Source organism: Phyllobacterium lublinensis (genome assembly GCF_020164435.1).
Taxonomy (GTDB): Bacteria; Pseudomonadota; Alphaproteobacteria; order Rhizobiales; family Rhizobiaceae; genus Phyllobacterium; species Phyllobacterium lublinensis.
In genome coordinates this window covers 97804-122474 of record NZ_JAIUDQ010000008.1, presented here as the reverse complement: position 1 = coordinate 122474, position 24671 = coordinate 97804, and the positions used below count along the sequence as shown (strand labels likewise).

Below are 24671 nucleotides of genomic sequence, written 5' to 3'. Positions count from 1 at the left end.
ATATCCGCCGGATATTCACCACTCGTCAATTGATGCGGAGAGGATCAAACAATAATTTCAGGCAGTTCCGCCTTTGCAATCGCTTGCAGCCGCTCGGCATCATTGCTGGGAATTGAGCGATAGGGGAAACGCAGGCGCGTTCCCACCGGACCCCAATTGCCGATGGCAGCAAGAAGCTTGTCCAGCGCGGCATTCGAAAAGCCGGATTGCTGTCTGAAGGGCACGATATGTTCGTCCATGAACCTGCATATTCGCCGTTCGATTTCCAGCGCGGCTTCCATGTCGCTCTGCATCAGTTCCGTCCAGCGCTGTGCGCCGCGAGGATTGAGACAGGCCACGTTTGAAAATGACCCTGCCGCCACCCCTTCCCTGATGCCCGTGGCGAGGTGGTGCCCCGGAACGAAAAGCGGGACACCCTGCAAATGGCGGCGGGCATCTTCATACCAGTCCGCGCCGCCATCGGCGAGCTTCACCCCGACGACGCCAGGCGCGTTCGCCAGAATGCCTCCAAGGTCCTCCGGCGAAAGTACGCGCTTTGCATGGGGCGGATTGTAAAGGATCAGCGGAACTCCATCTGCCCTATCGCTGGCCCTGTTCAGGAAGTCGATTGCCTCCCCGTTGGTCACCGGCCACCAGTCCGGCAGGATCATCTGGATGGCCGCGGGCCGCAACGACGCGGCGCGACGGACCCGATCGAGCATGATGGTCGGGTCCGGCTGGCAAGCACCGATAATAAAAGCCAAGTCTGCCGTGCCGCACCGCTCTGCCAGCAGGGATTGGATCCTGTCGAACTCCTCTTCGGTCTGGTTGTGGAACTCACCGGCGGTCCCGTTCGAATAGATGCCGTCAACCCTCGCGTCGATGAGGATATCAACTTCCTCGGCAAGCTTGCTGAACTCAATGCTGTCATCGGCCTCGATCGGCAGGAGCAAACTGGCCCAATTGCCTCTGATCTCGTCTTTTCCGCGCGTCACATCGGCCCCCGGTTCAGTTCAGATCATCGCGGATGCAGGCCTTGTAATGGCCCGGCGCGACTTGCCGCAATTGCGGCGCTACACCGGCGCAGGCCTCCAGTGCATTTGGACAGCGCGTGCGAAACACGCAGCCGCTCGGCGGATTGGCCAGACTCGGAATGTCGCCCTTCAGGATCTGGCGATTGCGCGGCGCATCGGGATCCGGCGACGGGATCGCCGAGAGCAGGGCCCGTGTATAGGGATGCTGCGGGCGCGCATAGAGATCTGCGCTCGGTGCAATCTCCATGATCCGGCCGAGATAGAGCACAATGACCCGGTCGCAGATATATTCGACCACCGCCAGATCATGCGAAATGAACAGCATGGTAAGACCGAGCCGCTGCTGCAGGTCACGCAGAAGATTGATTACCTGCGCCTGGATCGACACATCCAGTGCCGACACCGGTTCATCTGCGACCAGAAATTCCGGCGCGAGTGTCAGCGCGCGGGCAATGCCGATGCGCTGGCGCTGGCCGCCGGAGAACTCGTGGGCATAGCGATGGATCGCGTCCGCCGGAAGGTCGACCTGTTCGAGTGCGGCCCGAGCCCGGTCGACGCGCTGCCTGCGCGTGCCTATGCCCTGGATCTTCAAGCCTTCCGTCAGTATTTCGCCGATCGTCATGCGCGGCGACAGACTCGCAAACGGATCCTGGAATATATATTGCATGCGGGGCCGTGTCCGCCGCATCTGCGCCGACGACAGGGTGGTGAGCTCCGTACCATCAAACTTGACGCTGCCGGCCGACGGCTCCACCAGTCGCAGCACGGAGCGCCCGATCGTCGTCTTGCCGCTGCCGGACTCCCCGACAAGCCCCACGACTTCTCCCTTGGCGATATCGAACGAGATGCCTTCAAGGATATTGAGCCGCGTGCCGCGTGAAACATAATGTTTGGCGAGGTCGCGGACGGAAATGAATGGTGTAGCTGTCATTGGCCAACCTCCTGCCAGCGGATGCAACGGCTCTGATGGACAGCATCGACGGACTCAAGCATTGGCACCCCCGCCTGGCAGGCACCAATCGCGAAGCGGCAGCGCGGCGAGAACGCACAGCCGCCCGGCATGTTTGCAAGACTTGGCACCACACCGGGGATTGCTGCCAGCTTCTGTCCGTCCTGTTTCAGCCGTGTCGCCTCGCCCAGCTTCGGCATCGAGGCGAGCAGACCGAGCGTGTACGGGTGACGCGGGTTGCGGAAGACCTCGGCAACCGGGCCTTGTTCCACGATGCGTCCTGCATACATGACTGCCACGCGGTGCGCGATTTCGGCGACCACGCCGAGATTGTGGGTCACGAAGAGCACACCCATGCCGCGTTCGCGCTGCAACTTCAGCAGCAGGTCGAGGATCTGTGCCTGGATCGTCACGTCGAGCGCGGTTGTCGGCTCGTCGGCGATCAGAAGCGTCGGATCGCAGGCTAGTGCCATGGCAATGGTCGCGCGCTGCCGCATTCCGCCCGAAAGTTCATGCGGGTACTGCCCCGCCCTCCGCCTCGCGTCGGGAATGCCGACTTGTTCCAAGAGGGTGATGGCCGCTTCCATGGCCGACTTCCGGGCAGCATTGCGGTGAACGCGAAGGGGCTCGGAAATCTGGTCGCCTATCGTAAAAACGGGATTGAGGCTGGACATTGGCTCCTGGAACACCATTCCGATATCGTCACCGCGGATTTGCCGCATCTGCTGTTCGTCGAGAACGGCAAGATCCCGGCTGCGGCCATCCTTGCTCCTGAAGTGTATGCTGCCGGCAGCAATCGAACCGATATTGCGGGTCAGCAACCGCATGACCGAGAGGCTGGTCACCGATTTGCCGGAGCCTGACTCGCCCACCAGCGCAACTGTTTCGCCAGCGCCGACCGTCAGATCGATGCCATTGACGGCTGTAATCTCGCCGCCACGGGTACGGAAGACCGTCCGCAATCCGCGGATGTCGAGGATAGGTTCGGTTGGCGCGTTCATGTCCCGCTCTCAGTCAAGCAGGCCAGCCGTGCGCAGCATCATGTCGATCCTTGCAGCCTCGGCTTCATCGAGCGCTGCGCGGGGCCGAGGCATGACGTTCGTGGCGATTATGCCCAGACTGCGCATGGCGGTCTTGAAGGCGCCGACACCGGAAGCCCCGCCGCTGACCCGTCCCTGCGCTACCCATACGATCTCAAACAGGCGGCAAAGCCGCTCCTGCTCGCGGCGTGCGGCGACCCAGTCGCCGCGTTGGGCGGCATCCCAGAGCCGCACATAGCCATGCGGGTCGACATTGGCGAGCCCTGGCACGACCCCGTGCGCTCCCATCTGCAGCGCATTGTCGACGACGATCTCGGATCCGGTCATCAGGAACACGTCCCTGTGCTCGGCGAGATCGAGGAGCGCGTAGCGGAAATTGCCATCATCGCCGCTGGAATCCTTCAGGCCGATGATCACACCTTCCCTGGCGAGCGTCGTCACCGTGGCGCGCGCCAGCTTGACGTGCACGCATACCGGGATGTCGTAGGCGACCAGCGGGATGTCGACCGCATTCCTGATCTGACGGAAATGATCGATGGTCTCGGACTGGCTGGTCACCGTGTAGAAGGGAGCAGTCACGACCGCAGCTGCGGCCCCCGCTGCCTTCGCAATCCTTGCATGGTTGACGACGCGATCGGTGGTCGGATCGATGACACCAGCAATGACCGGCACGCGGCCATTCACTATTTCCACTGTATGTTCAAGGATCTGCTGGCGCGTGCGTTCATCGTGGAACACCACCTCGCTCGTCGAGCCGAGGACGAACACCCCATGGCACCCTGCCCCGACCAGATGTTCGAGAACCCTCGTGTAGGACGGATAATCTACTGTGAAGTCGGGATTGAGCGGTGTCACGACGGGAGGAACAACACCATGGAATTTGGTCATTTTGCTTTCTTTCGTTGTCAGTTCAGCTCGGCACGGGGATCGAATGCATCCCTGAGACCATCGCCTATGAAGTTGATTGCTAGGACGGCAAGGACCAGCGCCCCGCCGGGGAACAGCCATTGCCAGGGAAATTGTTCAAGAACGGCGGTTGAGCGCGCGGCATTCAGCATGTTGCCCCAGCTGGCGGCGGGAGGTGCGATGCCGAGCCCGAGAAACGACAGTCCCGCCTCGAGAAGGATTGCATTGGCGATCTGCAGGGTCGCGTAGACGACAAGGATGTCGATCGAATTCGGCAGACCGTGCCGGAACAACAGATGTGTCAGCCCAGCCCCCATGCCGCGCGATGCCATGACAAAATCCCGTTCCCGCAGCTCAAGCAGGCGGGAGCGGATCATGCGCGACAATAGCGGCCACGACAGCAGCGATATGACGATGACCGTCGGCCAAATGCCCGTACCGGCGATCGATGCCAGTACCAGCAGGAAGATCACCGGAGGCAGCGTCATCACAAGATCAACGAAGCGCATGGCCACCGCGTCCGTCCAGCGACCGGCCAGCGCGGAAATGGCACCGACAAGAAAGCCGATGGTCGCCGAGATCAGGGTAGAGGCTATCGCCACCAGCAGGGAGATGCGCCCGCCTTCGAGTACGCGGGCAAACACGTCACGGCCGACGCCGTCGGTTCCAAACCAGTGCGTCACGGTGGGGCCGCTGTTCATGGCGAGAAGATCGATGTCGTTCGGTTTGAATGTCCACCAAAGCGGGTAGGACACGATCAGCGCGAGCATCGGCACGATAATTCCGATGCCGAACAGTGCCGCCCGGTTGTTTCCGAAACGATGGAACGCGCGGGCCGTCGGGCCGGGGCTGGGATGGGGTGTTCGTGCCAGCATCTCAACCAACCTTGATCCGCGGATCTATGACGGCATAGGTGATGTCGGTCAAAAGATTCACGACGATGACGCACCCGCCGATGATCAGCGTGGCGCCCATGATGACCGGATAATCGCGCGTTTCGACCGCACTGACGAGCAGCAGGCCCATACCCGGCCAGTTGAATACGCTTTCGATGAAAATCGCGCCGCCAATGGCAAGTCCGATGGTAGAACCGATCAGGGTGACAACCGGCAGCAGCGCATTGCGCAGGGCATGCTTGGCAATGACCCAGAATTCCGCCACGCCCTTGGCCCGCGCCGTGCGGACATAATCCTGGTTGAGAACCTCGAGCATCGAAGCCCGCATGTAGCGCATGACGAGTGCGGCCTGGGCGATGGAAAGCAGCGCGGCCGGCAGGACGAGATGGTGCAGCAGGTCGCTTACCGAAAAGGCCGCACCGGGTGTCAGCATGCCGCCGGAGGGTGCCCAGTTGAGCCGGACGGCGAAGACATAAAGCCCGACCAGCGCGCTGAGGAATGCCGGGCTGGAGATACCGACGAGCGCAAGGACCGAGAAGGACAGATCTGCCGGGGAATTGCGCCGCACCGCACTGATCACGCCGGTGGTGATGCCCGCCACAATGGCGATGGCGAGAGCCGTTCCCATAAGCAGCACGGTCGGTCCGATGCGCGACAGCACGAGGCTGAGCACCGGCTGATCCATCCGCTGGATGGAACGGCCGAGATTGCCGGAAAGGGCTTCCCGCAGCCAAGCCAGATATTGCACCGGCAAGGGCCGGTCGAGCCCGAGCTGGCTGCGCAGTTCGGTGAGCTGCGCCGGCGACATCGGTATGTTCGGATCGATATAGGCATCGATCGGATCACCCGGCGTGAGCCGCAGCAGCAGGAAGATCAGCATGCTCAGGGCGATGAGCATGCCGGCTCCTATCAAAAGGCGGCGAAGACTGTACTGAAGCATCTTGAATCCATCTTGTCGGGGTGACTGCCGTCACCCCGGATCGTTCCAGGCAAGAATTATTCGCCGATTGACCATTTCTCGGGATGGGCTGCGTAGGGTCCGCCGCCCGGTGCCGGTGTCCAGACAAAATCCTTGAGCTTTGATGACACCACGCCGTAGCGGTTTGCCACCCACATGGTTGCCCATGGCAGGCTCGCATTCATGACCTTGCATACTTCTTGGAAGCGGGCATCGCGCTTGGATGCGTCCGGTTCGGCAAGCGCGGTATCGAGGGCAGTATTCAACTCCGGCATGCGCGCACGGACAACGTTCGGGCCTGCGGGCGGGATCTGCTTTTCATTGAGACCGACATTGATGCTGCCCGCATCCGGTCCGTTCTGCAAGCCAGCATAGACCAGCTGGAACTGAGCGATATCTGGCTTCGGATTGAGCACGATGCTGTTATAGGTGGGTGTGTCGACAGCGCGCGGAACGATATTGATCCCGACCTGCGCCAGCATGGCCTGGACAGCGGCAAGGACATTGGTCGCAAGCGGCGTCGTGTAGTAGGTCAGAAGCGTGATCGGCTTGTCGCCATTGATTTGCGCCCAGCCTGCCTCCGCCAGGAGCTGTTTCGCCTTCTCCGGATCATAGGCATATGTGTCGATGCCGGGCGGCAGCAGCTGGTCGGCGACATAGGCACAGTTTGCCGGCTTGGCGGCGCCGCCATAGAGACTGGTAATGATCGCATCGCGGTTGATCGCATGCATCAACGCCTTGCGGACACGGACATCCTTCCAGATCGGCGATTCATGATTGAAGCCGAGATAGTTCACGACGAAGGAATCGCCCTCGATAACCTTGAACGCTTCGTCGCCCTTGAACGTCGAGACATCGTTGGAGTCCACATAGGTGAACTGGATTTCACCGGCACGCAATGCTGCAATGGCAGCCGCGGGGTTGGCGAAATACCGGTTGATCAACCGCTCCAGCGCAGGCTTGCCACCGCGGTATTCGGTGTTGGCGGCAAGTTCAACATATTGGTCGGTCACGTATTTTGTGAACTTGAATGGGCCGGTGCCGATGGGCGTGGTTGACCACCAGCTGTTCTTGGCGAGCTGGTCGACAGGAATGGAGGCCAGGGCATGCTCCGGCAGCATCATCACCTTTGTCAGCGTATCGAGCGTGCTTGCACTTGGAGCGCTTAGCTTCACCACCAATGTGCGATCGTCCGGCGCCTCCACGGAAGCGATGGCTTTCAGCCGAGCAGCCAGCACCGACCCAGATTTTGCGTCCATGGCAAGGCCGAGTGTGAACTTCGCATCCTTGGCTGTGAACGGCTTGCCATCGTGCCACTTGGCATCCGTGAGCTTGAACGTATAGCTAAGCTGGTCCGGGCTGACCTCATAGGAGTCGGCCAGCACGCCAACAACCTTCTGCAGTTTCTCGTCATACGTGACCAGCGGCTCAAAGTAGATGCTGAGCCAGGTGAATCCCGATGTCGCGGCAAGCGGGTTGAAATTGCCCTGGAAACCGCCAGGGCCCACATCAAACCCGCCGGACAGTGTCGCTGCTCGCGCCGGCGCTGTACAAAGGCCGCCAGTTGCCGCCAGCGCTACGGATATCGCCAGCGCCGATGCCATCATTCTCAGTTTCATGGTGTCCTCCCATTGGATGAATCGATCTTGTTGTGTGCGATCACCCGAGCGATTCCCTCGTAGTGACTGTCGAGACGGTTGCGTGCGTCTTCGAGATCCCTGGCTTCGACCGCATCGACGATTGCCTCGTGGTGGCGCCAGGTCGCCATCGGATCGGTGTTTTCGAGGTTGACGAAGTCGGAAGCCTTGTAGAAGGCGAGCCAGAACACCTCGATGAGCCGCACGAGCGTCTCATTGCCCTGGCAGCGGAACAGCAGCCGATGAAACAGCCTGTCCTCCTCGACGAAGGCTTCGTTGCGTTCCGCGTGAACACGCATCTGCGCAACAACCTGGCGCAGTTCGCGTATATCCTCATCCGTAATCAACTGCAGTGTCTTGCCGATGAGCCCGACCTCCAGGGTGCGGCGAATCTCGAGCACTTCCTCAACCTGGCGGAGGGCGTCACCCAGGCCGTATGCAAGGTTGTCGAGCAGCGGCTCAAAGGAGAAGGCCTTGACGAACACGCCGACCCCTCGCCGAGACTCCAGGACACCGAGAGACTCCAACGCCTTGATCCCTTCCCGCAGCGAGTTCCTGCTGACGCCGAGCTGATTGGCAAGCTCGCCTTCCGGCGGCATGGGTGCTCCTGCTTCAAGCCTGTTCTCGTTGATGTAGACGCGCAGGCTTTCCTGCACGGAGACGTGGAGCAAGGGCGCGCGATGCAAGGGCTTTAGCGATTTGAGGCTCATCATTGTCCCGATTTTCTTCAAGGCCGAATAGATAACCACTTGTAGGATATCTGTCAACAGGATGTTCTAAAGGTGAATGAAGCGGTTTCTCATGAAATCGCTTGTAGGGATTTACAGAACCGGTAGTACTCGCGCGGCTATCTGATAGAGTTGCCATCAGAAATGCCTGGAGGAAGAATGACCAGCAAGAATGTCGAGCCGTTGCGCCCAATGGGCCGCACGTCGGGAACACTGATTTCGCCTGCTTCAGCCGCGCGCTGGCTGATCGTCGCCATTATTGTCGCCGGCATCTACTTCTTCCACGGCTTTCTGGTCCCCGTTCTCGCCGCACTCGTCATCGCCTTCGCCAGCTGGCCAGTCTTCAGGCGCCTGCGCGCTTTCCTGGGTGGCAACAAGACCGTTGCCGCTATCGCTGCGCTCCTGCTTCTGCTCGCATTCATCATCGTCCCGGTCGCGCTGGCCGGCGCCTATGCCGCCAATGAAATCAGCGAGTGGGTCAAATGGGCCATCGAGGTCAACAAATATGGCGCCCCTCCCCCACAATGGATCGTCGGGCTGCCGCTCATTGGTGAGTGGCTGAGTGAAATGTGGCTTCAACATGTCGGGCCTCCAGGAGCACTGGGTCATCTCCTGCAGATCGGTACCGGTGCAAACTTCGGAAGCATCTACCGGGCAGTCGTCATCGCCGGCGGCGGTGCCTTCACTCTGCTCCTGACGACCATATTCATGCTCATCGCCCTCTTCTTCATCTTCAAGGATGGCGAAGCATTTGCAGAGCAGATCGACCGACTGGGCGAGCGGCTGTTGCCAACGCGTTGGGAGCGGATATCGCGTGTTGTCCCGGCAACGATCAGTTCGACGGTAACAGGAATGACAATCATCGCGATCGGCGAAGGTGTGGTGCTTGGCGGTGCCTACTGGTTGGCTGGAGTGCCGTCTCCGGCAACGCTCGGAGTCATCACGGCAATCATGGCCCTGGTGCCAGGCGGCGCTCCATTGTGCTTTACCCTCGTCTCCCTCTATCTCGTCGGGAGCGGCTCTCCTCTTGCCGGCCTATTGCTGTTCATCTGGGGTTCGACGGAGCTGTTCATCGTCGACAAGACACTGAGGCCAAAGCTGGTGGGTGGCCCCGTAAAACTCGCATTCCTCCCGACCTTCTTCGGCTTGATTGGCGGCGTGAAGACGATGGGCTTCCTCGGACTGTTCATCGGACCAGTCCTGATGGCGCTGCTGGTGGCAATCTGGCGCGAATGGCTCCGCGAAATCGGCGCCGACGAACGTGATGACATCTCCGTCGCCGATGAAACTCCGATCACACTGACCGACACGAACAGCAATATAAAGGAGCTGAGTGCCGGCTATCAGAGAAAAGGCGACTGAGGAGTGGTGGTCAGAGGGTGTCGCGCGTTCAGACCGTTTCCGGCGGTACCACGCCTTTGGTGAACAGGAAGCATCCATAGAAACGCGTCTCACCCGTCACGATCACGCAATAGGCCTTCTTGGCTTCCTCATAGAATGCAAAACGCTCAATACTGTACATAGGCGCGGATTTGCCTTCGGCCGCATCAACTTCCGCCTGGGCCTCCCGCTGCACCGCTGGAATTTCGTCCGGTGCGCCCATGACCTCCATGCGTCCTGCAGCCGGCTGCAACGGCGTATCGAGCGGCATCACTGACAGGATGGCCTTGATCGCCCGCGCGGCCGAAACATTGTCTATCCGCAGCAGCTTGCCGAGCCCAGTCTGCCGCGCAATGGCGTCCGACGGAAAATTGGTATCCGAAACGACCAGTGTGTCGCCGTGGCCCATGGAGCGTAGCGCATGCAGCACATCCGCATTCAGAGCCGGGTCAATATTCTTGAGCATGAAAACCTCCGCTGATTTGCGCCGGTCTAGCATATCGGGCTCAGCGGCTACAGCCTCCTTTATGCAAATTGCCACCACGAGGTTAGTCTGCCCAGCCGGGATCCGTGGTGAAAGCGATGGTGAGCCATCGGTCAGGTCCCTCGTCACCGATGGCAGCTCCGACCTCATCGCGTATCTGGTCCCACTGCTGCAATTTCTTCGCGGGCGTGTCCTCCGACACAATAAAATAGAGCTCGATCTGCCGGCCACGCCCGACGCGGGCAACATATGCCCGGTACGACAGGAATCCATGCCGCTTTGAAACCTCCTTGGCGACTTCGTCCACGTGGTGCTTGAGGTCCGGAGGCGTGACCAGCAGGATATCGGCCAGTGCCTGCCTCATGGTTCCGGCCGGAATAGGGATAATGATAAGGCAGACGATGGCGAGAGCAATAGGGTCGATATAGGGCGACAACCAATCATGGCCGGAGCCTTGAATAAAATACCCGACGCCGAAGGCAATCAATAGCGAGAAATTCAAACCCGCGGACATCACCCACGCCTTGGCATCAAGCTCTACAAAATCCGACTGGATCGTACGATTTGCGCGACCAGTTATGATCGCCATAGCTACTGTCACGGCGGTTGTGATCACGGCATAGATAATGGCCTGGCCGAACTCGAGCGGCCGACCACCATGCATGATGCTAACGACCGCATCTATCAGGGCGTAGATTGCCGCACCCGTCAGCAGGGCACCGTTGAGACCGAGTACCATCGGCTCCAGGTGCCAGAAGCCCATCGTGAAGTGCTTGGCAAGACGACCCTTGGCACCCAACGTAACCGAAGATGCGATCAGTCCGGATACGAGCAGCGCGACAATCGTCATGGCAGCATCGGTCATCGCATAAACGCCGTCAAAAATGATGGCGGAGGAACCGGAAAGAATTCCGAACAGGATTCCCAAGGCCGCAACCAGAACAGTAACAGCAATGGAAATGCGCAACATTCCCTGCTCTGTCTTCATGGCGAGATACCTTCAATTGTCCTGAGCCTGAAGCGCCGACTGCAACGAGCAGAGGATTTTCGACACCCGAGCTGCGTCCCGTTCCTGTGACTATGTGACAGATCGCAGTGCAGAAAGCACGACAGACTTTCGTCGTGATCATTTTCGCAGACGGCGCGTACGTTCCTGCCGCAGGGCTGGGCGCAATAGCTTAACTCTTTGTTTTTCAACCGCCACAACCCGCTTTCCGAAGCTATCTCCTTATTGCCTTCTGTTACTCTTTATTAACCATAATCCGGGTGCGAATTTGCCCAGTATGTTTTTACGCCCGCGGCCGTCATTCCTTGGCTACCAGTTGGACATGCGTGCCGTTTGCCCTTAACTGGGCCAGCACCATCGGCCAGACCGAGAATTCACCCCTGGCCGCCTTGTCGGTGAGCGATCGCAGATAGCCTCCGGCCGAATTGATCTGCTGTGCCCTCTCAAGTATGCACGCCACGACGATCGCTGCCGATTCCTGCCCGAGAACATCACACGCTTCCTCATAGGCCGAGGGACTGACACCGAGCATGGAGCGAACAACGACCGCGGCGCTCATCAAATCGGACCAGCTGGCGATACCGTGCTTGGCATAGGCCGCTATCTCTGGACACGCCTGACTGACGAGGGCAAGAGGAACTGGCCTGATGGCTTGTGCATGCGTGGCGCCTGCAAGCTGTACCGCGCCGGCAGCAACGCCTTGGTTTGTTCTGGTGGGCTCACCTATGCCGCTATTGTCCTTCTCCGGATATTGCTCAACTTTCGCTCCTTGGCTTTCTCGAAGGCTAGGTTCAAGTTCATTGGTGGATTGGGTATTTGAATTCTGTTTGTGGCGCTCGGATTGAGACTCATTGGCGCTTGTTTTTTGAGAATTCAACTTGTTTTCCAACAGATTGGATATTTCGAGCTGGATGCATTCGAGCCCGTCGACCGCCGGTTCCAGATCGTCGGACGTTGCCTGGCGCGGTATGCCGTCGATGACCGCACGAAACCGCGCGTAGTGAGCGCTCCAGTCGACATCCGGCAGCTCTTCGACGCCGAGCTCGATTAGCTTGACGATATCCCGGCGCAGCAGCGTCACGCGTTCCTTCATCAACTTGAGGTGCAGACGCTCCGAGCGTATGCGTTCTGCAATAGCATCGAATTCGGCCGCGCGTACGATGAGAGGAGACAACGAGAACCCAAAGGCCTCTCCGCCCTCCCCTTCCCTCGACCTGCGCGCATAGCGTTTGCCGTTGGGGCTATCCTTGCGGAAGATCAGACCCGCTTCCACGAGCGCGCTCAGATGCCGCCGCAGGGTCGCCGGTGCCATGCCATGGGCGCGCAGGGACAATTGGACGTTGGACGGAAAGACGACAAGGCCGTTTGCCTCGCTGAGCTCGGTCTGCGGATAGAATGTCAGCAGCGCGTTCAGGACGACGAGCGCCCTGTCGGAAATACCGATCAGCGCCCTCGCCTCGCAGACAGTGCGAAACAGCTTCCATTTGTCGATTGATGTCTCCGGATCGATCTCCTGCGCCAGCACCTGTGTTGCCAGCATGCCAAGCGATAGCGACCGCCGCCCGAAGGGCGTCGTGAATGCATTTCCCGTCTGCATTGTCTTTCACCTCTCAATAGGCAAAAGAAATCCGCTCGCCTGAACGACGCCAAAAAGTCTTGACACTGATTCGGGGAAATGCGATTCTCGATCCTGCTAGAGATATGAGAGAAGCCTTCCAAGACAGCGATGTTGAGGTGGGCTTTTTTCTTTTGCGGATTAATCTCCTGTGTTTCTTGCGATTTCCGATTCCTTGAATGCCTGATAAAGCTCTTCCAGATTCTCGGTAATGTAGGTGCCGAACCTCGATGCGTTCCTGGCTTTCAACGCCAATGTGAATGCCTTGCCAGTATCGGTAATATTGCCGTTCACGGCCTTGTCCCTTGATGTCCAGACCTTCTTGGGCGCCCCTGCCTTCTTCGCTGGCCGGTTAGCGCGCGACAGGAAGTCGAACAGGGCGTTGAACCGTGCATCGCCCGTATCGGCAGCGAACTCGGCCGATGCGACGAACGCTTCCGCCTTGGTCGCGTTGCCTGGAACCTGCAGGAGCTTCGACAGCTGCCACCAGCGGTCGCGTCCCGTTGCCCTGGCGGTTCCAATTGCAAGGATCAGCGGCTCGGCGACATGCGCCGCAACGGACTGCATCTTTGAAAACGTGGTTGCGTCAAGGGCCAGTGCCGATCTGATGATCGCTTGGTCATAGCCAAGATCGGCGAGCCGCTTGGCAAACAGCGTCCGCTCGATAAAGGAGAGGTTCGAGCGCGCGGCGTTCTCCTGCCCTTGCGCGACGACATGGTCCTCATCGCCCAGCGGCTTGACGACGGCACGAACCTGCCGGCCCAGTTGCCTGGCGGCCTTGACGCGCCGATGACCGAAGACGATCTGGTAGCGGCCAGCGGCTGAAGGATGCGGACGCACGAGGACCGGCGAATCCTGCCCCCTCTCCCGTATGGCCACCAGCAGTTCCTGGAACGCCTCGTCATCCTGGTCGAGGCGGTCTGAAACAAACGAGCTGTCGATCAGATCCGGATCAAGCTCGACGACGCTCCCCTTGGCGAGTTCCTCGAATGAACTGCGAATCGAACGTGACGCGCCGCTCACCACATAGGACAGCGCGTCGTTGCGCTCCACTTTTGGCGGTACGGGGTTCATCACGCTGCTGAAAATGTCCTTGCGGGCCATCTATATGCTCCAGCCTCTAACTAAGCCTATGATTTCACGCGCGAAACTTGCTGTTTTTACGGTGGTAAACCGCTTTGTCATCTCAACGCCCCCAGGCCCGGTGCACCAGAGCAGTGATTTCCGAGTTCACCGCATCCAGGGCTTCGATCGCGCGTTCATAGGTCGTGCGGGTAAAACTGTTCTTCTCGACCTCGTAGAGCGATTGCTTGGTCAGACCGGCGTCAGAGATCGCCGTCGATTTCAGCATTGGGTTGGTCAATATTTCCTCTGCCAGCATGGATTGCATGAAACCGACCATCTGCGCTTGCGGGATGTCCATCGGTTCGTAGCGGGTGATGAGATAGCGGAACCAGTCGAGTTCGACACGGGCGCCGGCCTGCTTGACCGTCTTGAGGATACCGCCGAGCATCAGCAGGAACTGCGACATCGACATCAGGTCGAGCATCTGCGGATGAACCGTTATCAGCACCGACGTTGCAGCCGACATGGCCGTCAGTGTCAGGTACCCAAGTTGCGGCGGGCAGTCGACCACGACCACGTCGTAGCGGTCGTCGACCTCATCCAGCGCAGAGGCGATGCGGGTGAAGAACTGCCGGCCGTCGCGCGACGCCCTGTCCTGCATGGCAAGTGGCGTGTCGTATTCATATTCCTGCAGCTCGAGATTTGCCGGAATGATATCGAGGCCGGGGAAATTGGTGGGAACGATGACCTCGACGATAGGCTTGCGTTCCTCGTCGTAGCGGATCGATTCGTAGAGCGAAAGATTGCGGTCGAGCTCCGGCTGGAAGCCGTGCAAGGCCGAGAGCGACGCCTGCGGATCGAGGTCGATCGCCAGTACGCGGTGGCCGGTGAGGGCAAGATACTGGGCGAGGTGGGCCGCCGTGGTCGTCTTGCCGGAGCCGCCCTTGAAATTGACGACCGCGATGACCTGCAGCTTGTCGCCCTTCTTGCGGTGCGGGACATATTTCTTGACCTCTGTCCGGCCATTGCGGTCGAGGTAATGCCGCAGTTCCAGCATCTGCTCGGCAGTGTAGGAGCGGCGTCCGGAAGCCGCCTGCGCCGGGACGGGGCCTTTGCCCTCCAGATGCAACCGCTTGAGGTTGTTCTGTGTCACGCCGAGATAATGGGCCACTTCCGCCATCGAAAATTGCCGCAAGGTCTTCCTGGCGTTCGGAGGAAACTTTTCCATCCGAAGCTGGTTCAGCCGGCGAGAAATCTCTGCACCCTGATCGAGGATCTTGTCATCAAACTCGAACTTTGGCAGAGGCATTGCGATATTCATCGGAATCGAAACCTCTAATAGCGCTTTTTCAAAGCGATCCTTCCAAGAACCGCCATTAAGCTCCGATTCGATTGTTACGGCAAGATTTTTTGGGTTAACAAAAGGTTAACCGGCGCGTAGCGCACAACTTTGCTGCTGTTGCTCGGCATCTCCGACGTGCCGCCATGGACAGCAATGAATTGTTTTCGTTCAGGAATTCCGCGTTTTTACCGCAGTAAATCCGGCGGATCACTGCGGTAAAAGCGGAAGTTTGCAATTCTATCGCTTGTCGCCAGCGGCCTTGCGGCTCTTGTCGTCTTCCACGATCTCGTACCACATCGCATTCAGCACGGCGAAAGCCGCCGCGAAAGGCAATCCGAGAAGCCAGGCAAAATACCACATGTTCCAGTCCTTTCGTTAGAGCAATTCCAGGAAAAGTGTGTTGCGGTTTTCCGTCCGGAATTGCGTTGAACGTCTTTAGTAAGCGTGACCGCTCTCGTCATTGATTGCTGCTTCATCCACCTTGCCCCACAGGACGTGGTAGACCCAGCTCGTATACATGACGATCAGCGGTATGAAGATCGCCGTCACGAACAGCATGATGAACAGGGTCATATGGCTGGAGGATGAATCCCAAACCATCAGGCTCGACCTCGGATCAACCGACGAGGGAAGAATGAAGGGAAACATTGCAACCCCCACGGTCGAGATGATGCCAAAGATCGACAGGGCGCTCGACAGGAGGGTTGCGACTTCGCGCCGCGCTTTCAATCCGAAGAACGCTCCGGCAGCGCCGACAAGGCCAAGGATCGGCGCGAGCAGCAGCCATGGATGGCTTGCGTAATTGACGAACCATGCCCCGGATTCCTCGATGACGGTCTTTGCCAGCGGGTTGGAAGGACCCGCCGGATCGATCGCGCTGGTAATCCGGTAGCCGCCCACGCCGAGCCAGAGCCAGAGCCCCGCCAGGACGAAGAGTATGATTGTCGTCGGCGCCGCCATGCCGCCATAGGTCCTTGCCCGCTGAGCTACTGGTCCCGAGGTCTTGAGCACCAGCCAGGCACTGCCATGCATGACAAGCATCGAGACAGACAGCAGGCCGCACAGAAGCGCGAAAGGGTTGAGCAGCCCGAAGAACGAGCCCTCGTAGAAGATGCGCAGGTCACTGTTCAGCCGGAACGGAACGCCCTGCAGCACATTGCCGACGGCAACGCCAAAAATCAGCGACGGCACGAACCCGCCGATGAACAGGGCGCAGTCCCACGCCGCCCGCCAAGTGTCGCTATCGCGCTTGGAGCGAAATTTGAATCCGACCGGACGTACGATCAGCGATGCCAGAATGATGAACATCGCCAGATAAAACCCCGAGAACGAGACGGCATAGAGCGGTGGCCAGGCCGCAAAAATCGCGCCGCCCCCCAGGATGAGCCAGGTTTGGTTGCCCTCCCAGACGGGGCCGATCGTATTGATGACGATGCGCCGCTCCATGTCCGTCTTGGCAACGAACGGCAAAAGCGTGCCGGCGCCGAGGTCGAAGCCATCCGTGACGGCAAAGCCGATCAGCAGCACGCCGAGGAGCACCCACCAGATCAAGCGGAGCGTCTCATAGTCGATGAGTTGATGCAGGATCATGATCGCTTACTCCGCTGGAACGATGTGTGGTGAAATGAGGGTCGCTTCCGGCTCGATGTCGGGCTCAGGACCCTTGCCAATCGCCTTGAGCATCAAGGCCATCTCGATGATCGCAAGAATGGTGTAGATCACCACGAAACCCGCAATGCTGATCAGCAACGACGTCGCGCCGATGCTGGATACGGCCGCTGCAGTCGGCAGGACACCTTCTATGACCCAGGGCTGCCGGCCAAATTCGGCGACCACCCAACCAAGCTCTGCTGCAATCCAGGGGAGGGGGATTGCCAAGACCGCTATGCGCAACAGCCATGGATAGGCATCAATCTGACGCCGTATCGAGAGGATGAAGAAAGTCGCGGTCAAGAGGATGAAGAATATGCCGAGGCCAACCATGATCCGGAACGACCAGAACAATGCCGGCACATTGGGAACCGTATCCCAGGCTGCCTTCTCGATTTGCGCATCGGTCGCCTGGCGTGGATCGTCCACGTAGCGCTTCAGGAGCAGTGCATAGCCGAGATCAGCGCCGTTGGCTTCGAAGGCGTCTCGAACCTCAGCACCCACGGTTGTCGTGCTGCCGGCTTCCCGTATGCGCTGCAGTGCGTCGTAGGCACGCAGACCCTGGCGAATGCGAACTTCGGCATGCTCAACCAGCTCTTCGATACCAGGAATGACTGTGGTCAGTGACCGCGTGCCGATCAAGCCCATGACCCACGGAATATGTACGGCATAATGAGTTTCACGCGCTTCCTGATCGGGAAAGCCGAACACTGTGAACGCGGCAGGCGCCGGTTCCGTCCGCCACATGGCTTCAATCGACGCTAGCTTCATCTTCTGGTGTTCAGTGGAGAGGTAACCACTCTCGTCGCCGAGCACGACTACCGAAAGCGATGCAGCCAGACCGAAGGAGGCGGCAACCGTCATGGAGCGCTTGGCAAGCTCGATATGCCTGCCTTTCAGGGCATACCAAGCGGAGACGCCAAGAACGAATATGGAGGCTGTCACATATCCTGCCGATACCGTGTGGACGAATTTGGCCTGCGCGACAGGGTTGAACAAAACCTCATAAAAATCAACGACTTCCATCCGCATAGTCTGCGGGTTGAATGCCGAACCGACCGGATTTTGCATCCAGCCATTGGCAATTAAGATCCACAATGCGGAGAAGTTTGATCCCGCTGCAACCGCCCAGGTCGCGGCGAGGTGCCCGACCTTCGACAGCTTGTCCCAGCCGAAGAAGAACAATCCCACAAATGTCGCTTCGAGGAAGAAGGCCATCAGGCCTTCGATCGCCAGGGGCGCCCCGAAAATATCGCCGACATAGTGGCTGTAGTAGCTCCAATTCATGCCGAACTGGAATTCCATGACAATGCCGGTCGCAACGCCCATGGCAAAGTTGATGCCGAAGAGCGTACCCCAGAATTTCGTCATCTGGCGCCAGATGACCCGGCCGGTCATCACATAGACGGTCTCCATGATGGCAAGGAGAACCGATAGGCCGAGCGTAAGCGGCACAAATAGAAAATGATAAAGAGCCGTGATCGCGAATTGCAGGCGCGAGAGCGCTACGATGTCGAGTTCCATTCCTTTTGTCGGGTTGCCCCGACCCCCTGTTAGCGGCATGCGCTTGCGCGGATGCCGGATGGCTTGCAGGCAATCAGTCGGGGCGTAGCCCGGCAAGAGCCTCATCAAATTCCTTTTCCCCGCGGCGCAGCGCGCGCGTGATCTTCCCGCGTTCCAGAATCAACAGCCGGTCCGCGAGCATGGCTTCGCGGCGGATATGCGTCGCAATGATAATGGTGCGCCCACGCATCTGAGCTTCGAAACGCTGCAGCACATCGCTGGCGGTTTCCTGGTCGAGACCTTCCGTCGGTTCGTCCAAAAGCCAGAGCGGCGTGTCGCGCAGCAGCAACCGGGCCAATGCGAGACGGCGCGCCTGCCCACCGGAAAGGCCGAAACCGCCTTCACCAAGCGTGGCATCCAGACCCGCAGGCAATGCGGAAACGACATCTGCGAGGCCTGCCACCTTCAGCACATCGAGCAGGCGCGCATCATCAGCGTCCGGTTCTGCGAGGCGCAGGTTGTCGCGCAAACTGTCTTGAAACAGTTCGGTTCTTTGGGTGAGCAACGTCGCCGGGAGAGATTCGGCCCTGCCGGCCGCTACGTCCATTTCCTGCGCAAGCAAAGCGAGGAGTGTCGACTTGCCGGTACCGCTGGCACCTATGAGCGCCAAACGCTCGCCGCGGACCAGCGTAAGTGATACGTCCTCCAGGGCGGGGAGTGACGACCCGTCATAGCATACGGAAACCCGCTCCAGATGAACCGCCCGCAATCCTTCCGGCATAAGCAATGCGGTAGCGGAGGGGAGGGGGGACAGGCCTGGCCCAATGCGCCGGGCGGCAAGGAAGGTGCGGCCGAGTTCCACCGCGCCGCGCCGCAACCCGGCGAAAGGCTCTAGTGCAGCGAGAGCGATCAGGAGGGCGAGTGCCGCAACGGGGCCACCGATGATGCCGGCATCAGCCAGGACGGCGACCGCACAGAGCGTACCGCCGAGCAGGCAGGCCGACGCCATCCCGAAACCGGCAATGACAGCCGTTTCAATGCGATTGAGTGCATCGTCCGCTTGCCTTAACCGCGTATCGGCTACAGCCACTGCCGCCTGTTGGGCGGCGAGGCGCCCCGCCATGGCCAAGTCCGTTTGCCCGGCAACAAGATCAATGGTCCGCGAGCGCAGCGTCTCCAGCGCCTGTGCGCGACGCCGGGACGGGGCCTTGGCATACCTTGCGGCCATGAGCGGTATTCCAAACCCGGCCAGGAGCAACCAGGCACTGGCCGTCAGTCCCAGCAGCGGATGCATCAATGCCAGCGCAACACCCACTGCCAGGGCAATTGCAAGTGCAACAAAAGCAGGGACCAGGACCCGCAGGTAAAGCGAATCGAGAGCATCGATATCCGAGACCAGCCGGAACAGGAGCTTTGCCGGGCGCTTCAGCAGGATTCTTGCGGCCTGTGGTTGTGCCCAGTTACGGAAGAGGCGTTCGCGCAGACCCGCGAGCACGCCGAGTGTTGCATCATGCGTTACAAGGCGCTCCCCGTACCGGGCGGCCGTGCGGGCCAGCGCAAGGAATCGTATGGCAGCGGCTGGCGCGAAGACATCGAATGCGAAAGCCGATGCGGAAGTGAGGCCGGCAATGGCTGTGGCCGTGATGAACCAGCCGGAAAGACCAAGCAGCGCGATGCCGGCAAAAACCGTAAGCGCCGCCAGGATCGCGCCTGCCGCGAGTGCCACGCGATGTTCGGCCAGGAAAAGCGCGACAACGGGCCGGAAAACATTCCAGAGTGCAATCATGCAGCCTCCAGCGAGGCTTCCGGCGCCAGCATGATGATCCGGTCCATGCGGCTCGCCAGAACCGGATCATGCGTTGCCACGATCAGCGTCTTTCCCGCCGATGAGGCAAGGAGACTTGCCGTGATTTCGTTCGCTGTCGTTGTGTCGAGGTGTGCCGTTGGCTCGTCCGCCAGCATCAGCATCTTTTGCGGATCTGCTGCAGCACGAGCCAGGGCAAGCCTGAGGATCTCGCCGCCTGAAAGCCCGCTGCCCCCTTCGCCAATCTGGACATTGCCCCGCGCGCGCGCCACGCCTAGAAGGCCGGCAGTATCGAGCGCAGCCTGGATATTGTCCTGGGTAAGGTGCGGCCGGCCCAAGGCAATATTGTCAAATACTGAGCCGGCAAATATATGCGGTTTCTGCCCGACCCACGCCGTGTGCGCCCGCAGTTTCCCGGCTGTTGCTGCTGTCAGCAATGTTCCGCCGATTGTGATCGCGCCCTGCTCATAGGGTGCCAGTCCTGCAATCAGTGCGAGCAGGGTGGATTTGCCCGAACCGCTCGGACCAAGTACCGCCACACGCTCTCCGGGCACAATATGGAAGTTGAAACCGTCAAACAGCAGTCCTTCGCTGCCGGCATGCCGGAACGACAGCGCGTCGATACGCACCTCGGCAGACTGAATGCCCCCGGATTGGCCCTGCCTGTCATCTTCCGCCCCGGGCAGGAAGATGCCCTCTTGCGCCAGCCGGTCCAGCGCTTCCATGGCAGCCTCGCCCGAGGCCCGGTCATGCCAGACGGCAGACAGTTCCCGCAGCGGCTCGAAAAATGCCGGGGCAAGGAGCAAAATGAACAGGCCCTCGTTCAGGCTCAAGCGGCCACCCCAAGCGCCGAAGTTCAATTGGCCGAGGAGATGGAAGCCGATGTATACGGCGACCATCGCAACGCCAAGCGCAGCAAAGAGCTCGAGTACTGCTGACGACAGAAAGGCAATCCGAAGGACCGCCATGGTCCGCGACCGCAGCGATTCGGCATTGGCTCTCAGGCGCCGCGCAGTCAGATCGACAGCACCGAGCGAGCGAATCGTAGCGAGGCCGCGCAGGCGGTCGAGCAGGAATGCATTCATGCCGCCCATCTCGACCAGTTGCTTCTCGCTTGCGGCCTTGGCGCGCCAGCCGATGAGCGCCATGAAGAGCGGTATCAGCGGTGCAGAAACCAGCAAAACCACCGCTGCAATCCAGGAAAGCGGCAGGACACACAGCAGGATGACGATCGGGACAGTGCTCGCCTTCAGCCGGGCGGGACGAAACCGCGCGAGATAGGGAACGATTGCTTCGGCCTGCTCGGCAAGCACACTAGCCGCCATGCCCGAGGCGGGCCGGCCGATATCCAGAGGCGAACGGGCGGCAAGCGAGGCCGTTGCGGCATGGCGACGATCGGAGAGCACGCCGCGGGCGGCATTGAACGCAAGGCGGGTGCCCACGGAATCCAATGCGGCGCGGACGATTCCGGCGCCGACAACTCCCATGACCAGCCAATGGATGTTCGCCAATCCCGCGCCGTTCGCAATGGCGCCGACACCTGCAGCAAGCAATGCGGCCTGGGGCAGCCACAGCAGTGAAGCCAGCACCTGCAAAAGCGCCGCGGTCCTGGCGCTCGTGCCGCCTGCATCGCGGGAAATGGCCGGGGCAGAACTGACCGGCAGCGATTCCCGGTCATCAGCAACACTGCTCGGCGTGCGGAGCACAGTCGAAGATGTGTCTGCTGCGGGTCCCATGCCATCAACCCTTTTCGGTGGTGCGCTTCGACCTGCCGAGGGACACGATCTTGTCCTTCGCCTCGAGCAGTCTTGTTACTTTCGCGCCCAACGTCAACAGGGTCGCGAGCCGGTCGGTTTCCAGCTGCTTTACATCCTCGTACCAGGTCGTCAGTTGTTCAATGAGACCGTGCATTTCGCTCATGCGGGCCTGAGCGTGCCGTTCGGCCTCGCTCGCAGGCTGCTGCATGAGGATTTCACGCAACACCGACAGGGTCGGATCGACTTCCCGCTTCTTTCGCTCTTCGGCGAGGGTGCGCAATATCTGCCATACATCGTCCGGCGTCGTGAAGAAGTCGCGGCGGTCGTCCGGGAGATGTTTGAGCAGCACGAGATTCCAGGCTTGCAACTCACGCAAGCTCATCGACACATTCGATCGCGAAATGCCCAGCGCCTCGACGATCTGTTCGGCATTGAGCGGTTCCGGCGAAACGTAGAGCAGCGCATAAATCTGGCCGACGGTGCGATTGATGCCCCATCTGCTGCCCATCTCGCCGAAATGGAGCACGAAAGACTGGACAAGAGGGGGCAAATTCATCAGCGTTTCCGTAGTAACAGTTATTTCAGTAATTACTGAAATGACGATATTCCACGGCTCGACGATTCGCAACTGCGGCAAAAAGTGCAGTGTCCGGCAGGACAGAGGCGGTGCCAGTTCAGCTGTCAGCACACCCAAACAAAAACCCGGCCGATCCTGTCGATCGCCCGGGTTTCATGGGTGAGCCGCGCCGAATCCCCTTTGTGGGGAAAAGGCATAGGCGGCAAGAAGGTTTAGTTCAGGCCAAGCTTGCCGCGCAGGGTCGAGAGGTCCTCTGCCAGCGTGTTGACCTTGGCAGCAAGCACTGCGCGGTCATCGTCGGTGAGCTTGTCATAAAGCTGATAGCCGTCGGCAGTCTTGTACTTCGACAGGGTGGCATCAACCGCATCGAAGTTCCCCGATACCTTGGCCACGAACGCATTGTCGTCTTTTTCGATCAAGGGACGCACGAGGTCGAAGATCTTGCGCGAACCGTCGAAATTGGCCTTGAAATCCCAGAGGTCGGTATGGCTGTAGCGGTCCTCTTCACCGGAGATCTTGGTCGCAGCGACCTCTTCCATCAGCACGGCAGCGCCACCGACTACCTTCTCCGGCGGCAGGGTCAGTTCGGTGATGCGCTTGTTGAGCTCGGTCACGTCGGCCATCAGCTTGTCGGCGAACGGCTCCAGGTCCTTGGTGCTGTTTTCGGCAAAGAGGCCATACTCGATGCGGTGGAAGCCCGTAAATTCCGGATCCTTTTCCGCTTTTTCGTGGTCATCCGCACGCGAATCGATCGAACCGTCGAGATCGCTGAACAATTCGGCAATCGGTTCGATCGCTTCATAGCTCATGCGGGTCGAGCCGAAGAGTGATTTCGCCTTGTCGAGATCGCCCGCCTTCACCGCGTCGGTGAACGCCTTGGTATCGGTCACCAGCTTTTCCGAGTTTTCCGAAACATAGATCTTGTAGTCCGCAATCGGCTGGACCAGATCGAGCGGAGAAACTTCGGCCGTTGCCGGGACGGCCGCGGCGGCAAGAGCAAACAGACTGGACGCAAGCGTAATTCTCAGTTTCATCGTTGGTTCCCTTCAGGATTTGATGCGGGTCACAGCGTGACCGGTTGCTTCCAAGAGTGTCCGGCCCACAAAGTCCGTTTCGTCCAGTGGGCCGGGAGGCGTGAAGAAAAAGCCGCCGCCAATCGGCTTGATGTATTCCTCGAGCGGCTCGCCATCCAGCTGCCGCTGCACGGTGATGAAGCCCCGTTCCAGGTCGGCCTGATAGCAGATGAAAAGAAGTCCCTGTTCAAGCTGGCCGGACTTGCTTACCCCGTTCGAATAGTTGAAGGGGCGCCGCAGGATCAGGTTGGCGTCGGATGTGGCGTTGCGGTGATTTGCCATGCGGATATGGGCATCCAGCGGCGTGACCTGGCCTTCCGGATCCTTGGCGTAGTCGGGCAGATCATGCTCCGTTGTTCCCCCGCCAAAGGGTGCGCCGGTCGCCTTCTTGCGCCCGATGATGCGCTCCTGCTCGCCGAGCGGCGTGCGGTCCCAGCGTTCGACGAAGTTGCGGATGATGCGGACGACCTGGTAGGTGCCGCCCTGGCTCCAGGCCGGCTCGTCGCTGCCTTCGGATACCCAGACGACCCTGTCCATCAGCGCGGCATTGCCCGCGTCCGGATTGGCCGAGCCATCGCGGAAGCCCAGGAAATTGCGGGCGCTTTCGTGGCTTCCGTCCGGTTTGGGCGGCAGGACAGGGACCGAGCCTTCCTGCTTCCAGCGCAGGACCATCAAGTCAGGCAGGTTCTTCAGTATATCGCGCAAGGCGTGGATATTGGTGTCCGGCGTATTCGACGATATCTGCAGCGCGAGATCCCCATGACACAGGTCCGCATCCAGCGCGTCATTGGGCGAGGCCTTCATCCGCGAGAGGCGCACCGGCTTGTGCGGTACCAGCCAATCGCGCTGATCGAAGAAGGAAGAACCGAGCGACACGGTCATCGTCAGATTATCGGGTGGCACCACAGGCCCGAGCAGGCCGGAATCCGCAGGGGGCAGCTTGTCGTCGAATGCCGGTGGTGTGCCCCCCTTCATGAGGAACGCGATGCGTTCGGAAAGCGTCCTGAACAGCCGCTCGACCTCGGCCGGCGTTTGCGCCAAAACGTGGAATGACGCGATCATGCCGGCTGCCGGACGCGGCGTGACGATGCCCGCCTGGTGCTTGCCGTAAAATGGCTGGCGCTCCTGCGTCTTGTCGCTGACGGGGGCATCGGTGACTTGCGTTCCTTGCGTCTCCGCGGCAGGTGCCCCGCCAAGGCCCGCGGCGAGCGCGCTTCCGGCGGCTCCGACACCGAGCAGCATGCCGCGGCGTGTTGTGATCAATCCTTTTTCCACCTTTGTCATCGCC

At 60.0% G+C, this 24671-nt stretch carries 22 protein-coding genes; 1 reads left to right on the top strand and 21 read right to left on the bottom strand.

What is annotated here, in order from left to right; genetic code table 11:
- Positions 1 to 44 precede the first annotated feature (44 nt).
- Genes K9U38_RS12360 through K9U38_RS12325 form a run of 8 tightly spaced genes read right to left on the bottom strand, consistent with a single transcriptional unit; the run spans position 45 to position 8109 of the window.
- Complete coding sequence (locus K9U38_RS12360; protein ID WP_224494637.1) at positions 45 to 974, bottom strand: dihydrodipicolinate synthase family protein; 930 nt, start codon at positions 972 to 974, stop codon at positions 45 to 47.
- A 13-nt stretch (positions 975 to 987) separates the two neighbouring features.
- Positions 988 to 1944, bottom strand: a complete 957-nt coding sequence (locus K9U38_RS12355; RefSeq protein WP_224494636.1) for an ABC transporter ATP-binding protein — start codon at positions 1942 to 1944, stop codon at positions 988 to 990.
- Positions 1941 to 2963, bottom strand: coding sequence for an ABC transporter ATP-binding protein (locus tag K9U38_RS12350; protein ID WP_224494635.1), 1023 nt, complete (start codon positions 2961 to 2963; stop codon positions 1941 to 1943). The genes K9U38_RS12355 and K9U38_RS12350 overlap by 4 nt, the downstream gene beginning before the upstream one ends.
- 9 nt (positions 2964 to 2972) lie before the next feature.
- Positions 2973 to 3890 (bottom strand): dihydrodipicolinate synthase family protein, encoded by a 918-nt coding sequence (locus K9U38_RS12345; RefSeq protein ID WP_224494634.1) that lies wholly within the window; start codon positions 3888 to 3890, stop codon positions 2973 to 2975.
- Between the two features lie 17 nt (positions 3891 to 3907).
- Positions 3908 to 4783, bottom strand: a complete 876-nt coding sequence (locus tag K9U38_RS12340; protein WP_224494633.1) for an ABC transporter permease — start codon at positions 4781 to 4783, stop codon at positions 3908 to 3910.
- A 1-nt stretch (position 4784) separates the two neighbouring features.
- Positions 4785 to 5744 (bottom strand): ABC transporter permease, encoded by a 960-nt coding sequence (locus K9U38_RS12335; protein ID WP_224494632.1) that lies wholly within the window; start codon positions 5742 to 5744, stop codon positions 4785 to 4787.
- Between the two features lie 56 nt (positions 5745 to 5800).
- Positions 5801 to 7381, bottom strand: coding sequence for an ABC transporter substrate-binding protein (locus K9U38_RS12330; RefSeq protein ID WP_224494631.1), 1581 nt, complete (start codon positions 7379 to 7381; stop codon positions 5801 to 5803).
- Positions 7378 to 8109 (bottom strand): FadR/GntR family transcriptional regulator, encoded by a 732-nt coding sequence (locus K9U38_RS12325; protein ID WP_224494689.1) that lies wholly within the window; start codon positions 8107 to 8109, stop codon positions 7378 to 7380. The genes K9U38_RS12330 and K9U38_RS12325 overlap by 4 nt, the downstream gene beginning before the upstream one ends.
- A 177-nt stretch (positions 8110 to 8286) precedes the next feature.
- On the opposite strand from K9U38_RS12325, the gene K9U38_RS12320 reads away from it, so the two are divergent.
- Positions 8287 to 9489 (top strand): AI-2E family transporter, encoded by a 1203-nt coding sequence (locus K9U38_RS12320; RefSeq protein ID WP_370631911.1) that lies wholly within the window; start codon positions 8287 to 8289, stop codon positions 9487 to 9489.
- 28 nt (positions 9490 to 9517) lie between these two features.
- Here the strand turns inward: K9U38_RS12320 and K9U38_RS12315 are convergent, their stop codons facing one another.
- The 13 genes from K9U38_RS12315 to efeB form a co-directional block, all read right to left on the bottom strand.
- Positions 9518 to 9973 carry an RbsD/FucU family protein gene (locus K9U38_RS12315; protein ID WP_224494630.1) on the bottom strand — a complete coding sequence of 152 codons (456 nt, stop codon included), beginning with the start codon at positions 9971 to 9973 and terminating at the stop codon, positions 9518 to 9520.
- Between the two features lie 82 nt (positions 9974 to 10055).
- Entirely contained in the window at positions 10056 to 10979 is a 924-nt protein-coding gene (locus K9U38_RS12310) for a cation diffusion facilitator family transporter (protein ID WP_224494629.1), read from the bottom strand.
- A 316-nt stretch (positions 10980 to 11295) separates the two neighbouring features.
- On the bottom strand, positions 11296 to 12594 hold the full coding sequence (gene repC / locus K9U38_RS12305; RefSeq protein ID WP_224494628.1) for a plasmid replication protein RepC: 1299 nt from the start codon (positions 12592 to 12594) through the stop codon (positions 11296 to 11298).
- 159 nt (positions 12595 to 12753) lie between these two features.
- On the bottom strand, positions 12754 to 13716 hold the full coding sequence (gene repB, locus K9U38_RS12300; RefSeq protein WP_224494627.1) for a plasmid partitioning protein RepB: 963 nt from the start codon (positions 13714 to 13716) through the stop codon (positions 12754 to 12756).
- Between the two features lie 82 nt (positions 13717 to 13798).
- Positions 13799 to 14998 (bottom strand): plasmid partitioning protein RepA, encoded by a 1200-nt coding sequence (gene repA / locus K9U38_RS12295; RefSeq protein WP_224494626.1) that lies wholly within the window; start codon positions 14996 to 14998, stop codon positions 13799 to 13801.
- A gap of 258 nt (positions 14999 to 15256) precedes the next feature.
- Entirely contained in the window at positions 15257 to 15379 is a 123-nt protein-coding gene (cydX, locus tag K9U38_RS12290; protein WP_224494625.1) for a cytochrome bd-I oxidase subunit CydX, read from the bottom strand.
- A 75-nt stretch (positions 15380 to 15454) separates the two neighbouring features.
- On the bottom strand, positions 15455 to 16609 hold the full coding sequence (cydB, locus tag K9U38_RS12285) for a cytochrome d ubiquinol oxidase subunit II (protein ID WP_224494624.1): 1155 nt from the start codon (positions 16607 to 16609) through the stop codon (positions 15455 to 15457).
- 6 nt (positions 16610 to 16615) lie between these two features.
- Positions 16616 to 18193: a cytochrome ubiquinol oxidase subunit I gene (locus K9U38_RS12280; RefSeq protein WP_224494687.1), complete on the bottom strand. Its 1578-nt coding sequence runs from the start codon at positions 18191 to 18193 to the stop codon at positions 16616 to 16618.
- A gap of 73 nt (positions 18194 to 18266) precedes the next feature.
- The gene (gene cydC / locus K9U38_RS12275) at positions 18267 to 19958 is read right to left on the bottom strand and encodes a thiol reductant ABC exporter subunit CydC (RefSeq protein ID WP_224494623.1); all 1692 of its coding nucleotides are present in this window, start codon (positions 19956 to 19958) and stop codon (positions 18267 to 18269) included.
- Entirely contained in the window at positions 19955 to 21712 is a 1758-nt protein-coding gene (gene cydD, locus K9U38_RS12270) for a thiol reductant ABC exporter subunit CydD (protein WP_224494622.1), read from the bottom strand. Before cydD ends, cydC begins: the two co-directional genes overlap by 4 nt.
- Positions 21713 to 21716: 4 nt before the next feature.
- On the bottom strand, positions 21717 to 22289 hold the full coding sequence (locus K9U38_RS12265) for a GbsR/MarR family transcriptional regulator (protein WP_224494621.1): 573 nt from the start codon (positions 22287 to 22289) through the stop codon (positions 21717 to 21719).
- 233 nt (positions 22290 to 22522) lie between these two features.
- Positions 22523 to 23344: an iron uptake system protein EfeO gene (efeO, locus tag K9U38_RS12260; RefSeq protein WP_224494620.1), complete on the bottom strand. Its 822-nt coding sequence runs from the start codon at positions 23342 to 23344 to the stop codon at positions 22523 to 22525.
- 12 nt (positions 23345 to 23356) lie between these two features.
- Positions 23357 to 24667 (bottom strand): iron uptake transporter deferrochelatase/peroxidase subunit, encoded by a 1311-nt coding sequence (gene efeB, locus K9U38_RS12255; protein ID WP_224494619.1) that lies wholly within the window; start codon positions 24665 to 24667, stop codon positions 23357 to 23359.
- Between the last annotated feature and the right edge of the window lie 4 nt (positions 24668 to 24671).